At 51.9% G+C, this 14,392-nt stretch carries 12 protein-coding genes and 2 pseudogenes; 9 read left to right on the top strand and 5 right to left on the bottom strand.

The genetic code is table 11. The features are described from left to right. Positions 1-94 precede the first annotated feature (94 nt). The 3 genes from NGM29_RS19545 to NGM29_RS19535 form a co-directional block, all read right to left on the bottom strand. Entirely contained in the window at positions 95-346 is a 252-nt protein-coding gene (locus NGM29_RS19545) for a hypothetical protein (RefSeq protein ID WP_254161245.1), read from the bottom strand. Positions 347-680: 334 nt separating this feature from the next. Further along, positions 681-1,253, bottom strand: a complete 573-nt coding sequence (locus tag NGM29_RS19540) for a PH domain-containing protein (RefSeq protein WP_254160793.1) — start codon at positions 1,251-1,253, stop codon at positions 681-683. 13 nt (positions 1,254-1,266) lie between these two features. Next, positions 1,267-1,956, bottom strand: coding sequence for a PH domain-containing protein (locus tag NGM29_RS19535; protein ID WP_254160791.1), 690 nt, complete (start codon positions 1,954-1,956; stop codon positions 1,267-1,269). Between the two features lie 154 nt (positions 1,957-2,110). Here NGM29_RS19535 and NGM29_RS19530 point away from each other — a divergent pair, with 154 nt between their 5' ends. From NGM29_RS19530 to NGM29_RS21615, 3 genes and pseudogenes are all read left to right on the top strand, one after another. Continuing rightward, positions 2,111-2,620 carry a hypothetical protein gene (locus tag NGM29_RS19530; RefSeq protein WP_254160789.1) on the top strand — a complete coding sequence of 170 codons (510 nt, stop codon included), beginning with the start codon at positions 2,111-2,113 and terminating at the stop codon, positions 2,618-2,620. After that, positions 2,617-3,549, top strand: coding sequence for a DUF6036 family nucleotidyltransferase (locus NGM29_RS19525; RefSeq protein ID WP_254160787.1), 933 nt, complete (start codon positions 2,617-2,619; stop codon positions 3,547-3,549). The genes NGM29_RS19530 and NGM29_RS19525 overlap by 4 nt, the downstream gene beginning before the upstream one ends. A gap of 196 nt (positions 3,550-3,745) precedes the next feature. Further along, positions 3,746-3,856 (top strand): annotated as a pseudogene (locus NGM29_RS21615) (DUF8129 domain-containing protein); the annotation flags it as partial. A 9-nt stretch (positions 3,857-3,865) separates the two neighbouring features. On the opposite strand, the gene NGM29_RS19520 reads toward NGM29_RS21615, so the two are convergent. After that, on the bottom strand, positions 3,866-6,001 hold the full coding sequence (locus NGM29_RS19520) for a DUF262 domain-containing protein (RefSeq protein ID WP_254160785.1): 2,136 nt from the start codon (positions 5,999-6,001) through the stop codon (positions 3,866-3,868). 58 nt (positions 6,002-6,059) lie between these two features. Here NGM29_RS19520 and NGM29_RS19515 point away from each other — a divergent pair, with 58 nt between their 5' ends. The 6 genes from NGM29_RS19515 to NGM29_RS19490 all read left to right on the top strand — a co-directional run bounded on the left by NGM29_RS19515 (position 6,060) and on the right by NGM29_RS19490 (position 13,432). Next, positions 6,060-6,815, top strand: a complete 756-nt coding sequence (locus tag NGM29_RS19515; RefSeq protein WP_254160783.1) for a DUF429 domain-containing protein — start codon at positions 6,060-6,062, stop codon at positions 6,813-6,815. 248 nt (positions 6,816-7,063) lie between these two features. Further along, positions 7,064-7,525: a 6-pyruvoyl trahydropterin synthase family protein gene (locus tag NGM29_RS19510; protein WP_254160781.1), complete on the top strand. Its 462-nt coding sequence runs from the start codon at positions 7,064-7,066 to the stop codon at positions 7,523-7,525. Next, positions 7,525-8,301, top strand: a complete 777-nt coding sequence (locus NGM29_RS19505) for a 7-carboxy-7-deazaguanine synthase QueE (protein ID WP_254160779.1) — start codon at positions 7,525-7,527, stop codon at positions 8,299-8,301. Before NGM29_RS19510 ends, NGM29_RS19505 begins: the two co-directional genes overlap by 1 nt. A gap of 141 nt (positions 8,302-8,442) precedes the next feature. Further along, on the top strand, positions 8,443-9,141 hold the full coding sequence (queC, locus tag NGM29_RS19500) for a 7-cyano-7-deazaguanine synthase QueC (protein WP_254160777.1): 699 nt from the start codon (positions 8,443-8,445) through the stop codon (positions 9,139-9,141). A 671-nt stretch (positions 9,142-9,812) separates the two neighbouring features. Continuing rightward, positions 9,813-12,032 (top strand): AAA family ATPase, encoded by a 2,220-nt coding sequence (locus NGM29_RS19495; protein WP_254160775.1) that lies wholly within the window; start codon positions 9,813-9,815, stop codon positions 12,030-12,032. Between the two features lie 5 nt (positions 12,033-12,037). Beyond that, positions 12,038-13,432, top strand: a complete 1,395-nt coding sequence (locus NGM29_RS19490) for a hypothetical protein (RefSeq protein WP_254160773.1) — start codon at positions 12,038-12,040, stop codon at positions 13,430-13,432. A 63-nt stretch (positions 13,433-13,495) separates the two neighbouring features. Here NGM29_RS19490 and NGM29_RS19485 read toward each other — a convergent pair. Then, positions 13,496-14,313 (bottom strand): annotated as a pseudogene (locus NGM29_RS19485) (transposase). Between the last annotated feature and the right edge of the window lie 79 nt (positions 14,314-14,392).

Genomic DNA, 14,392 nt, shown 5'->3' with positions numbered 1-14,392 from the left:
CCTGCCATCGCACGTGGTTCGGGTATCGGAGTGTCGGATTCATCCCACGACTAAAGTCGTGGGCTTTCTCCTCGAATCTGTGTAAGAGCTGGGGCTACTCAGACGGAGTGGTCACTCGCAGTTTATCATCGACCTCATAGAGATAGCCACGCTCGAGAAGCCGAGTGAGTGCATGGTTCACGTCTTCAGGCTCGAGTTCTAATGTTTGAGCTTCCAAGAGGGAGTCCAGGGCCTGTTCTCGAGAGAAGGAGGATGCATCTTCATCGACTTCCTGTTCACAAAGGAACGTATAGCACTCGAGGATCCACTCTGGCAGCGGCGGACGTGGATCGGTTGTATCGTACATCTCAATTTCGTACTCGAACAGTTTGCCGTCCAACCGTTTAAGGATATCTCGCTGGCGCTGGATTTGTCATCGTGTTTTGTCGTAACGAGGAGCGGGCAAGGAAGACAACGGAAAGTTGAAATGCAATACTTGCCCGAAACCACCGTGAAGAACGTCTCTCGCACACTTTTGGCCGTTAGAATAATGTCCACTCAACTCAGAAAGTCAACTGCGCGGGGAGGGGGAACATCGCTAGCTCAGTAGCCCAGTAGCTTTCGCGAGTTCCAGCCACCAATCATCATTTCCCCGCGTTTGACACCCACTCCGTTACCAGCGTCTTTGACCCTGTGGCCAGTTATTCTTCGATCGTCATGCGGATCTCACGGATTTCATCCCGGATCCGTTGCCACTGAGCCAAATTGCCTGGAATATCTGGCCCTCGTCGATCATTCCCACTGAGTCCGTCATTGTTCGATGCTGTCCGATCGACGAGTGCTCGGATTTCACGGGGATCTTCTATCGCCCGAAATGAGAGATCATTCCCACCGGCTATCTCAAACTCAACGGAGCCGTATCCAAACATCGATCCCATAATATCTTGATTATAGGAACTGTTCTGAATCGTTTCGAGGTTTGCCTGTGTAACGTGTCGAGTCAATACGCCACGTTTCACGTAGAGTGCTTGGTCCGTTATCACGTACTGCGTGCCTTGTACAGCCAGATACTGCCAGAGTGGGATTACTACACCGATTGGAATGACTGCGAGAAGGAGTAGCGTCTCTTGTGCTACACTGCCGACAATTCCGAAGGCGACGAGCAGCAATCCAGTTGCGAGTGCTGGAAGTACGGTCGTAATCCGCGGACGACCAGTCCACTTGACCGATTCGGAGCTGTTGAGGGGAACGGCCGGGTCGATCGACTCCGTCATTGTTGTCTGCGGTTCATCGGCTCGTCCCTTGGTCGGTTTCGGATGGTTCAGCAGCCTGTTTGGTCCTCTTAGATTCGTTCAATTCAGAGTCGCCCTCGCTAGTCGATCGCCCCTCCTGTGAATTGCCGATATTGGACGTTTTGGCTGAAGTGTCGCCTGCTGTCCCCTGTTGTGTCTCAAGAGTAGAACGGATCTCCCTAAGCTCAATGAGGATCTCATTAAGCACATCACGCTTTCCTTCGCCGGATTCCGTAGCCGGTTCATCACGACTAGTCTTCACGCGCTTGTTGATGAGCTCCTGGACCTCACGTGGTTCGGGCACTGACTGGAACCGCATCTCGACACCAGATCCACCAGCAGTTGAGATATCGATGTTTCCGTAGCCGAACTGGGTGCCGAAAAAACCCTGACTGTAGGAGGTATTCTGGACCTTTCCGAAATCGATACGCTGGACATCACGAGAGACGATTCCCGTCTTCTTATACAGCCCATCAGTTGTCACAACATACTGCGTATTCTCACGGTGAAGGTAGGATCCGGCAATAATGAATAACCCAATGAGGACGAGAGCTAGGGGCAGACCAATAATGAATGCTGGAATCAGGCTGCTCTTGTGAGGTTTACCGGACCAGATAATCTCTTCGTCCCGATCAAGGGTTAACCAGTCGCCAGTTTCAGAGCCGATAGTGGGAGACTCGGACATACGTGACTATTCAAGATTCGACAGTTGAGTATATTAAAGCCTCGACAGGAAAGGCTACATCTACAGGAAAAGCAGGCCGAGTGCCTCGGGGCTTGACCCCGAGGCGGTTCACCACGCGTTCCGGTCACACGGCTGATGCGAATCGATGCTATGTATGGAGGATAGATTCAGCACGACGGTGTCGTTCGGTTCGTGGTGGATTACTGATTTTAACATAGTTCCAAGCAGGTTCTGTGCTCTCAGACTGCACAGGTATCTTTTCGCGTGTGACAGCGATGTTACCGCTGACGGATTTTACCTGACCGGGCCTGCCCTGTTCGAAGCGTTCGATGTCCCGCTTCTCACCAGAGATCGGCGACACTACTTCCGGACGGACCGACTTTCAGAGATCACTCCCGCAGAATTAGTCTGTCACACACTGCTGATCGATGACGGTCCCCGGTACCGAACGTACTGTCTCTTATTGATGCAACAACAGAACATCAAGCGAACGGAATTGCGGGAGCGTGTTGAACACTATCTCCCTGAGGCGACAATCGATCTACGCACTATCGTCGATGAACTCATCGAATACGTAGAGACAGAAGGAACCACGACAACGGAGCAATTGCCCAAATGGGAAGAGTTCAAACAAACAGCCAGCGAATATGAGATCACCGTATGAATTCTCGTGAACGATTCGGTCGCAACTATATCGAGGCCGAACTCCAGGAAATCGCAGATCACCTCCATACAGACGTTGATGCCTATCTCATCGGCGGTGGCGCAATGTCACTTCATGAGTCGTCTCTCAAGGACACGACCAAAGATATCGATCTCGTCGTTGTGGATGAGGCAGCCCTTAGCCGTCTAATGGGTGTACTCGACGATCTCGGCTATGAGGAAGTGACTGATCTCGGTGACGAGTACAATCGGTTAGGAGCGCGCCACTGCGTTCAAAACGATGCTGGCTGTCAGTTTGATGTCTTCTGTCGACAAATTGTTAATAAGCTGTATTTCAGTGACGGAATGCAAGCGCGGAGTGAGGCATTTCTTTCAGACGAGTCCTTCTCAGTCGGCCTTGCTTCGTTCGATGATATCTTTCTCTTCAAAGCCGTCGCAGAGCGTCCGGACGATATCGGAGACATGGCGACCCTCGTCCAGACGGATCTTGACTTCGATGTGATCGAAGACGAAATCGAACGTCAAGTAGAGCTCCTCGGCGGTGAACAATTTGTCACGGTGGTCTCCGAATCGCTGGAACGGCTCGATCAGAACGAAGGTATCCAAACACCCCTCGACGATGTCGTTCGGGGGTACTACCGGCACGACGTTTACGACGAAGACCAGGTTACAGCCCTACTCGAGAGGGCCGAGAACGATGTCTGGTTGGTACCAGCAATTGCACTCCAGCGTGCCGTCGACAACGAGCACTTCGAGAATCGTCAACCCAGCGTTCCCTCGAAAACACGGCTTGACTGTCGCACGTGCGATCGAAAGACTGACCATCAGTTCCAGGAGTTCAAGTCTCTCCCAGATGAGACGTGGTCTGGCCAGCCGAGATGGGAGTGCCAGGTATGTCAGTCGCCTCGTCACGGACCAAATCCCCGCTGAGATGCCCAGCAGAACATTATCTTAACCAACAAGGAATGTAGTCACTCGAAGTTGTTGGTTAAGTCTGGACAGGGCCTGGCGGAGGACATCAGCGCACCGGTCTCATTTCTCTGCGTCAGAAGTCGGCGAGAGCGCACATAATTGACCCATGAGACACACCTGGCTACCGACTGCATCTCCTGCTAAATAACCACGAGACGCTGGCATCGCGACGATCCACGATATGGAGACGCTCCGAGCGTGCGTCGCCTACGAGAACGCCCACCAGCAGCGCGTTCAGATCCTTCGCCGGCTCGAAGAACGAGCCGCTATGAGGCTACGTGTGCGTTGGATCCGCAATCAAGCGGTCACGGAGTTCCTCTTCGTACCCGTACTCTGCATTCAGACGGTACTCCCCTTGTTTCCCCGTCCATCGAATATCGATGAGGTCGCGGGTGAACCCCTTCCCGTACTTTCGGCTGAATCCAGAGAGGATACCGGCCATCGCCCCACCTCCACTACCCATGGAGAGGCCGTATTCGTTCTGTATCTCCTGGCGGATATCTTCACTTAGGACCCACTCGTCCGCATCCAAGAGAATTCGGAGAAACGCCTCCTGTCGATCAGTCAAACGTTTGAAAAAGTCGCTCGGTAGCTGCTCGTACTCCGATTCGCGAGTCGCGGCCTCAGTGTCCGAGACACTCGCGCTGTCGCGTTCAGTGGTGATCGACCACTCCTTGAGTGCGAAGTCAATGATGTCCTGTTCGCGCGCTTCGAGTTCGTCTCGCCCGAACTCCTCATAATTGGCCAATACCTGCTGCACCCGTAGGATAGAGGATTGATATTCTTTTTCTCGGTCGCCTTCTGCAGTCTTCTTCTCTGCAAACGGGAGATTGCCGTAGGAGCTATTCCAGTAGGTGCTGGCGATCGTCAGGTTGCCGAGTCGATGGACGTTGTCCTCGAACTTCTCGCGGAGGTTTTCGGGTATATCCTCGTCGGCGAGGTTTTGCGCGAGGATATGTTCGACGCCGAAGTCAGTCGAGAGGACATGTTCGAGGTCGTGTTCGACGTACTCCCCCACCTCAATTCCGAGTTCCTGGCTGTAGTGGGACAGGAGATATCGGACGTCCCGACTGGACATCGACTTGTAGAACTCGGGATCACGCAGCAGCCGTTCGAAGCGATCATCAGCGGTGTAGATCCGGGTGATAGACGCAAGTCGATTGAGGATATCCTCGACTCGCATCGCCCCGTCTGAACGGATGTCATGTGCGAGGCGGACGAGCCGGCCGCGTCCGGTATCCGAGCGCCGATTATCGACGGCGTACATCCGAAACACGAGCGTCTCACAGGCGTGAACGATGTCCGCCATCTCCTTCGGAGCCTCGTCACCGTACTCCAATTGGGCCGCCATCAGGACGGGGAGGACATTCGCGAGCCGTCCAAGTGCGAGTAGTCGTTCTAGCGCAGTCTCGACGGGAGCAGGGCGTTGTGCGGGATGGAACAGGGCAGCAAAGGCTGACCCAGCTTCTCGCAGATCCGTCGTGTACGCGTTGATCTCTGTCTGTACGCCCTCATAATCGCCCTCTCGATACGAGCGTCGAAGTCGGGCTTTGAGCGTCCCGAGACTGTCGAAATACTCGTTGGCGTTGTACCCGTCATAGAGGCCCCAGTGAAAGCGTTGGAAGCTGTCCTCGTCGAAGTCGCTGACGCGGTCGTGGCCGTTTGAGAGGACGAACAGTTCCTTATAGATACTCCCAAACCGCTGTTTGATCTTCTCCTCGAGTGCACCGCGATTGCTTGACCGGTCATCCATGTACATCAGGAAGCTCTTCGTCTTATCGAGTGTGGAGAGCGGCTTCCCGCGATCGTTCAGGCTTTCGAAGATGGACGCCGCCTCAGAGTCGCCCTCGATCTCGACGACGTTGATTGTGCAGTTGTAGCGCAGTCGCTCCGAAATTTCTCGCACCGAGACGTCAACCGGCGGGTCCTCGAACGCCTTCTCGAAAAACGTGTATGCGTAAGCAAGTCGCTCTTGGGAGGGCGTCGTCTGCTCTAGTGTCGCGTCGCCAAACAGGCTATCGCGAAAGTATTCCTCGTCTTGATCTTGTGGCAGCAGTCGCGGCCGTTCCTCGACTGGGAAGATTAGGTTGTCTGTCTCCACCGACTCCTCGACGACAGTATCGAACTGTGTTGCGACGTGCAGCAAGATGAGCGCCGTCGTCAATCGCTGTTGGCCGTCCACGACATCGTACACATTGAGCTGGCGGCCTTTGTCCGTCTGGTACGGCTCGTCTCTCATATCCAGAATGACGTTTCCGAAGAAATGATTCGAGCCCTCGGGAAGATATTGAAGGTCGACCAGAAGGTCCTCTAGCTGTGATTGTTCCCACGAATAGCTTCGCTGGTATGAGGGGATATCGAACAGGCCGTCCTGATACAGAGACGCAAGCGTCTCGGTACGTGTTTGCATAGTTCATACAGCTTTACTGACCCAATAGTTCTTGTGATGGTTCCTTTTTACTAGAGCAATGAGCTATATTGGCGTTGACTGGGCGTCGAAGGGATGGTTTGCAGTCAGCGTAAACGAGGGCTGCATCGAAGAACTCGGGTTCTATCCAACGATTTTCAATCTCTGGAATCAGCATTCGACGGCTGACCGGATACTTATCGATATCCCGATCGGGTTGTGTACCGATCAACGGCGGGAATGCGATGTAGAGGCCAAAGAGATGCTGAATCCCCATCGTGGAAGCAGTCTATTCTATACCCCTATCCGTGATGCCGTTCAGGCAGAGAATATTGAGGCGGCAAAGGCTGAGCAATCAGACCTCGATTTCAGTGTTCAGAATCAAGCGTGGGCACTCGTGCCTCGGATTCGAGAGGTGGACGAGTTCTTGGCAATGTTCGCTGACGAACTTGAGCCAACGCAAATAAGAGAGACGCATCCAGAGGTTTGTTTCGCTGCGCTCAACGAGGGTGAGCCGGTCTCGAGTAAGAAGAAATCGAAGGATGGGATTGATGCTCGCTTGGACCTTCTCGAGTCACACCTGACGAACCCTCGCGGGAAATTCGAAGAAGCTGTAGAGACGTACACGGAGCCAGCGTACGCACCCGTCATCGGAAAGAGCAAACGTGACGACATTCTCGATGCAATGGTCGCTGCCCTCACTGCAGAACAGTGCGGAGACGATCCCTCTCGACTCCCCCGGAAGACAGAGCCTCAAGTTGACGAGGCTCGCGAAAGGGAGATCGAAATAATCTACTATCCAGAAGTAACGCAGTAGCTCAGACAATAGCCAGCGGAGGTGTGAGGACGGTTTTCATCGATCGAAGGCCAATCAACTCACGAATGGCTTTCCTGGGCGCGTGAATTCCGATTGCCAATAGTATCAGATCATAGTTAGTGGTTTCACAACCGATTCTATCAGTCCATCGTCGTTCTACCTTGCGTTCTCCCTTATATAGACAGCACCATATTATGAAAATCATTCTGAAACCGTAAGCTTATATGCTCTCCAAGTATGCTCCAAGTATGACTCATAGCATATCTCAAGAGGATCCAGATGGCCTTCCTCTTCACGCATCTGGTGAGAGAACTCTTCTAATCGGCGAAGATAGACCGATACGAATCAGCACGGGTCATCGAATTCTACATCACGATGGTAAATGTGCACGGCCACATGGTCACAACTACGAAATCACCGTTGAAATCACCGGTCAGCTCTCCGATGAGGGCTGGGTTGTAGATAAAGGAGCCGTGACTGACGTCATCGACCACTGGGACCATCGATTTATCGTCCAAAAGGGAGATCCTCTAATCGAGGCGTTTGAAGCATCAGGAGACGCTGATTCGCTTATTATACTCGAGCACCCCCCAACGGCCGAAGTGATGGCGGTTCTCCTCGAGGAACGGATGCTCGAGACGTTCCCCGATAATGTATCGGAAGTTTCGGTGACCGTTCGAGAGACGAGTGAGCTCTGCGCTACGTACTGATGCCGGTTGCAAGTGATGTTTCAGGGCTCGCTTCTGATGACGACGTCGAGGGAGAGGGTCTGCCGATAAACGAACTCTTCTACTCGTTACAGGGAGAGGGTAAACTCGCCGGTGTCCCTTCAGTATTTATCAGGACATCCGGCTGCAATCTCAGGTGTTGGTTCTGTGACTCCTATCACACCTCATGGGAACCGACCGGAGCGTGGCTTTCGATTGACGATATCGTCGACGAAGTCCGTGGCTACGAAAATACCGACCACGTGGTTTTGACTGGCGGAGAGCCGATGATCCACGAGCAATCCGTTCGCCTCTTAGATGAATTAGCGGAGTACGGCTATCACACAACTGTCGAGACCAACGGCACCGTCTATCGAGATGCAGCGATTGATTTGGCGAGTATTAGCCCGAAACTCTCGAGCAGTACGCCCATACCAACCCGTGATCCGAAAGGAGACGGCGAATGGGAGATGCGCCACGAAAAACGGCGCATCAATCTTGAGGCGCTCGCAAACTTGATCGACGAGTACGATAGCCAATTGAAGTTCGTCGTTACCGACCCGGATGATCTGTCCGAAATTGACGAACTGTTCGACCAAATCCGAGAGGAGGCCGACACGAGCGTTGCCAACGACGATGTGTTACTGATGCCGGAAGGGATGACGCGAGAAGAATTGGACGAGAAACGAAACGACGTGGCTGAGTTGGCGATTGAACGTGGCTATCGCTACACGCCCCGATTGCACGTCGATTTGTGGAACGACGAACCAGGAACATGACGAGACAACAGCATCAGCCGAATACAGAGAACAGCGAGTCATCCGGTATTACCCGGCAGAAAGCCCAACGCGCCACGCGTATGCTACTTGAGGCGCTGGGAGAGAACCCTGATCGAGTAGGGCGTTCGGCAGTTGATACTCATGAGTAACAACAAACGTGCAGTGATTCTGGTCTCCGGGGGTATGGACAGCGCAACCGCAGTCTACGAAGCGATTGCCCGTGGATACGAGCCATATTTCTTGCATACGTCATACGGACAGCGAACCGAGACCAAAGAATACGAGTGTGCAAACGCATTGGCGAATGAAGTTGACGCAGCGGACTTCCTCCATATTGAGACGGGCCATCTCTCGAAGATTGGGGCGTCAAGCCTTACTGACGAGAACATGGAAGTTACAGACACTGACCTCAAAAGCGATGAAATTCCTACGTCGTACGTCCCGTTTCGGAACGCGAATCTGGTAGCCATGGCTATCTCGTATGCCGAAGCAAACGACTGCGCAGCAGTGTTTATGGGTGCTCACTCGGAAGATTTCGCGGGGTATCCGGATTGTCGGCCAGCATTCTTTGATGCCTTTCAAAAGGTCATTGACGTCGGGACAAAACCCGAGACAGAAATCGACCTCGTCGCACCATATGTCAAGTGGTCGAAAACAAATATCGCCGAACGCGGTCTTGAGCTCGACGTCCCGTACGAACTCACGTGGTCGTGTTATCGGGACGACGAACCAGCGTGTGGGACGTGTGATTCCTGTGCTTTACGACTTGAGGCGTTCCGTAATGCTGGCTCGAGGGATCCAATCACGTACGCTGAACGACCTAGTTTCTCATCAGATTAGATTAGTACCATCGGAAGGCATTACAGTTGAGTCGGTTTGAAGCCAGATTTTCTTGTAGGTCACAGTGATTGATTTGATGCTCCTCGATGATCAGTGAGGGAGCGTCGTCGTCAGAGGTGAGTTGCGACCGACGTAATAGTGTCACAACTCACAAAGGGGTACTCGGTTGGAGGTTAGCGATGAAATCTATTTCCTGGTGATAAATTTGTGAGAAGGGATCGACGCACAGTGAGGATCGTCCAAGTAGCCCGTTGATCATATTGATGAACTCTTTGAATGATTAGGATAATCTATTCTACATAGGATAACATGCAGACGCTGACCGGGACGTTTAGAATATCAACTCTATGAAGGATTGGACGAAGGGCGTCTTCTCATCTTTCTCTTTGAGGAGTACCTTATATGTGAGATTGATGTAGAACGCAACGTCGTTCGCAATTGGTATGACGAGTAGCCGCTATCATTTTGTCTAATACTTGTTTGTAATGGATTGATCTCGATGGAAGCAATTTTATTACGATCTTTCTAACCACTAAAGGTCCTAATTAGGATTTGTAATCTTTTTTCACGGCGACCAACGACTGTAATCGCGCATGCTTCGGTTCGACGAAGCCAAGGTACACTCTGAATAGAGTATACGTATATGAGGGTAGGTAGAAAATAAAGGAAGAATGAGTGGATCCGATGACGTGATTGGGTTTAAAAAGATTGACAAACTGCTCACACGGTTCGAAGACGTGTGGAACGAGGGAGGATACAAGCAAGAGGCGGACACATCCGTAGGTTGGGAAACGTGGAAGTGGGACTATCACGAGTATATACAAACCGAATTTTTAGATGAGTTCGAAATTACGGAATTAGATTCAGAAGACATTGAGCAATTACTTGCCGTTCTCAATGAGCCAGTGAGTATTGACAGTCGGATTCCGGTGTATATGCTTGGTGGCGGTGCCAACGGCGGAATTGCGTGGAGGGACTTCAAAGAAATCTCTCGGGATAATCCAACTGTAACAGCCGAGATACTCTCGTTCTTTTTTGATCCCAGTGAGGATATCGTGGAGAGGCTCGAAACTTTTCATGAGCACTATGATGCCATTGAAACGGCCCCAGGTTCTCTTCTCGCGCTCGCAACGTGCCTGCTGATGTTCGTTCATCCAGATCGGCACGTTCACTATAAATGGACGGAAATGCGGGAGTTTTTCGACGAGTTTGCGGGATACACGGTTCGACAAGGTTTCAACAAGAGCCAGTATCGGCAATTGAACGAGGCCTGCGAGCAAATCCGAAAACAACTCATTGGACGGGTGGAGGATGCCTCGATGCTTCATGTCCAGACGATGATCTGGAGTTGGGAGGAACTGCTTTCACTGGATGATCTGTTGTCCCGGGTTGATTCGGAGAGTGACCCGGAGATAGGAGGCGAGGATACAAAGCGCTACTTTTGGGTGAATTCCGAAGCGACAAACTGGCATCGAGAAGGTCAACAAACGTTCTACAGTCTAACGAACGAGAAAGGAGGTGACCGTAGGAACCTGACGGCGTATCGGAACGCTAGTTCCGGCGATGAGGTTCTAGTGTATCAGATCTCGCCAACGAGGCAGATTGTGGGTCGAGGCCACGTTGCAGAAGGAGTACACGAAGAAGCTAGAAATGAGAGTGAGGAAACGATTGAGGGGATCACGCTTCAGTGGGACAAATCGTTAGATGGGGCGAGTTGGAGTGAAATACAATCTGATGGCGAACTAGAATCCAGCAGACTCGTCAATTCCGGGAATAGTTTTGTCGTCACAGAACTCACTGAACAGGAGTTCGAGCGTATTCTGAAGTTGAGCGAGAAAACAACGTTTGCGGACTACGAGGAGGACTTGTCAGTCCCGGAATCGGAGATCAGAGTTGAGCGAAAGAACCTGCATTTCCCGGACGAGGAGTGGGAACGCATTCGCTCTCGAATATACCAAGCGCTGGAGTCCGGGAATCACGTTCTCCTCTTCGGCCCACCTGGAACGGGAAAGACGAAATTGGCCAAGCAGATATGTGAGGGGACGGTTAACGAGAAGTACGAACTCGTCACGGCATCGGCAGATTGGTCGACGTTCGACACCGTGGGTGGATACCAGACAACTTCCGAGAATACTCTAGAATTCAAACCGGGAGTAGTATTAGATCGATTCAAGAACGAGAAAGATGGGGCCCCTACGAACGAGTGGCTAATAATCGACGAACTTAACCGAGCAGATATTGACAAAGCCTTCGGATCGCTATTTTCGGCGCTGACCGGCGAGACTGTCACACTCCCGTTTAATGGATCGGATGGTGAGCCGATACAAATTCTGGATGCATCGCGGTCGGATCAGGAGATCGGGCCTAGTCGATTCTACATTCCAAATGATTGGCAGATGCTCGCGACAATGAACACGCTCGATAAAACCTCACTCTACGAGATGAGTTACGCGTTCATGCGTCGGTGGGCGTTCGTTCCGGTCGGAGTTCCCGAACTCCCGCCACAAGAGGATGGTGACGATGCGGCGCTGCAGGCGTTGGTGGGAGAGTACGTTAGTGTGTGGTCGGAAACCAGCGATATACCCGAGGTTGAAGACCATTACGAACTAGTCGGTCGTATCTGGCGTGCAATTAATGAAGAGAGGGTGATTGGACCGGCAATTATCGAGGACATCTACACACACGTGGCGACGGCTTCGTCCCGGGACACTGCAGATTACGTCTCTCCACTCATTATGTATGTGTTTCCGCAACTGGAGGGGTTGCGACGAAATGAGTTGGAAAGATTACTCGGGCGATTAGAATCAATTGTGAGTGGAGATACGGAAGAGTTGTGGACGGTCGCACGCGATTTCTTCCAGATGGATCTCCAGCAAAACAACGAGGGATAAACAGGATGGCCAAAGCAACTGTAGAGAGGCTGCTCGAAGAGATTGCCGACAGCTTCCATACCTATCTCCGGAAGGGAGTCCGATTCGACCGAGTAATCGGATCGGCACATAAGGAGCTCGACATCGACGACATCGAAACACTGCTCCGGATTCATTTCGTGCTGACTGATGCCGAAGGTGGCGGAAATGACGTGGGAGTAGTGGATTTTATGCGAAAGTTAGAGGCGCGTATCCGCCGAATGAAGACCTCCACGTCGCCACAGTCGTCCGAGCATCATGGTGAGGTTCGTGGGCAGCTAAATTGGTCTGAGACGGTGAAACGTCGTGCCCGAGTAGGTCGACTTGACGAGCCGATTTTTGTGTGTGACCGTCCAAAGGTTCACTATGATATCGACGAGAATCTGGTGTTGAAGCGATTATTGAGCGTCGTCTATGACACTGTCACAGAGGATTTGGCATATGCCCGCAACAACCCTAATGGTTACGAGTGGCTCGAGGCGTGGGTTCAGTCGGATTTCAGTCCTACCGGTCGCAAACAAGAATCCACCGCGGATATGTTTGATCGAATCTACCAGAAGAATATCTATTTGCAGCGGATTAAGGTCGATGAGACGGAGATCTCGAAACGAACTATTGAGTCGGTCAAGCGGTCACGGTCTAAATTCTATCGAGAGGCAGCGATACTTCTGGATCGATATCGTCAGTTAATGAGTCACGAACTGGATAGTGTTGAAGCTCGGGACATTCTGGACCACACGCTTATTGCCCCTGATAAAGCCGAGATTCTCTTTGAACTATACTGGGTGTTCCGGGTGTTGGACGCCTACGAAGGCGTCGAGTATCGGGTGTTGACCGATAACCAGAACGATACCTCGACAATCGCCACGTGGGAACATCGAGACTCACGATTCGCCCTATATCACGATGCGACGGGAGAGAATCTCACGTTCGAAGAGTCGATCGATGCAGAAAATGTCAAACCAGATGGGTATCTCTATCGGATGAACGAAGTACTCTGTCGGAGGAAGTCACTATCTTCTGACATGCTGGATCACGGTGGAAGAGACGTTTTGTGGGGAGGACGTCCCGATATTGTACTGGAACAATATAAGGAAAAGTCGGATGGTGAACAGGAACTCGCTCAGGTATTCATCGGCGAGGTAAAATACACGCAAAGTATCGATTATGTGGCGACTGGCCTGCGTGAGTTACTTGAATATATGGCGTTCGTTAAGCACCAGTCGACAAGTGAGTACGTCGAGAGGGCGGAGAACGTCCTCGACTCGGTGAACGTCAAAGGGGTACTGTTCGTTGACGAACTCGACCAGGAAACAGTGTCGCCACCCAACGAGGAAATCAAGATAGTCCAATATCCGGATTCCCCGGGTCGGATCCTGTGATTGTTACAAGCATAGAAAACCACTTGCCAACATCCATCACGATGTAGGGGTATGGCATAGGGATCATAGTGGTTCACGGAGTAATTCGATGTTCAAGATGGCGAACATGAGGACGATTTCACGGAACTCTCGATACCATCTCGCGCACGTAGGGCTTCGCCAAGCGAGCGCTTGACAGACGAGTACGATGTTTCAGCCATCCAGCTGGGTGTAGTCGTGTTCTCGGATGAGCGTGTTGTTGACAGCGTTCGCAGACGAATCGCTCCGTCGTCGGCGATGGGTATTCGATCAAACCCCACTGTAGTGAATCAACGGCTCAACACCGACCTGTAAAAGTCGCACTCGGAATGCCAGTCCTGAAAGCTATTGTCAGCAGCGACAGTATTGCAGATCGTCCGCATTCCGGCGGACGACGCCGCCCAGTCTTCGTATCGTGATGCCACTGGGCGTGGCACTGCACGCTAAGGACGGCTATCGACGTTGTATCGGTAGTATCGTCACTTTCATTGTTTCGACCGTTCGGTCAGACCGGCCGAGATAGTGCACGGAATCGTACCCGCGATCAAAGAACGTGCTGTCAAGAGCGGCGTATTTAGACTACGAGTGTTGCTGCGCCGAAACGCGCAGCAACGCCCGCCAGACCCACATCTTGAACCGATCAAACGGCTTGTTCAGAGTTGTGTAATCCGGAATATCTTCCTTCTCCAGTTCGAGTACATCCCGAATTTCACTTATATACTTCAGCCGGTTCTCGGTTTCACGAAAGCTACGTTCCTCCTCACGTCGAAATCCGTGAATGACGACGTGCTTCCAGTGAGCTCGCCCGCTTGTTTGGCTAGCCGCTTAAATATCTCAACGAAGCCGAGGATATCGACTTCCACCATAATCGATTTCCTCAGCTTCATCTTTACTGATTTGACGGCCTATCCCGACGCCGTCAGTCTATTCAACACAGCACAT

This window comes from Natronosalvus rutilus, assembly GCF_024204665.1.
GTDB classification, from domain to species: domain Archaea; phylum Halobacteriota; class Halobacteria; order Halobacteriales; family Natrialbaceae; genus Natronosalvus; species Natronosalvus rutilus.
Note: the sequence above shows the minus strand (reverse complement) of the source record. Positions and strands in the feature narration are given on the sequence as shown.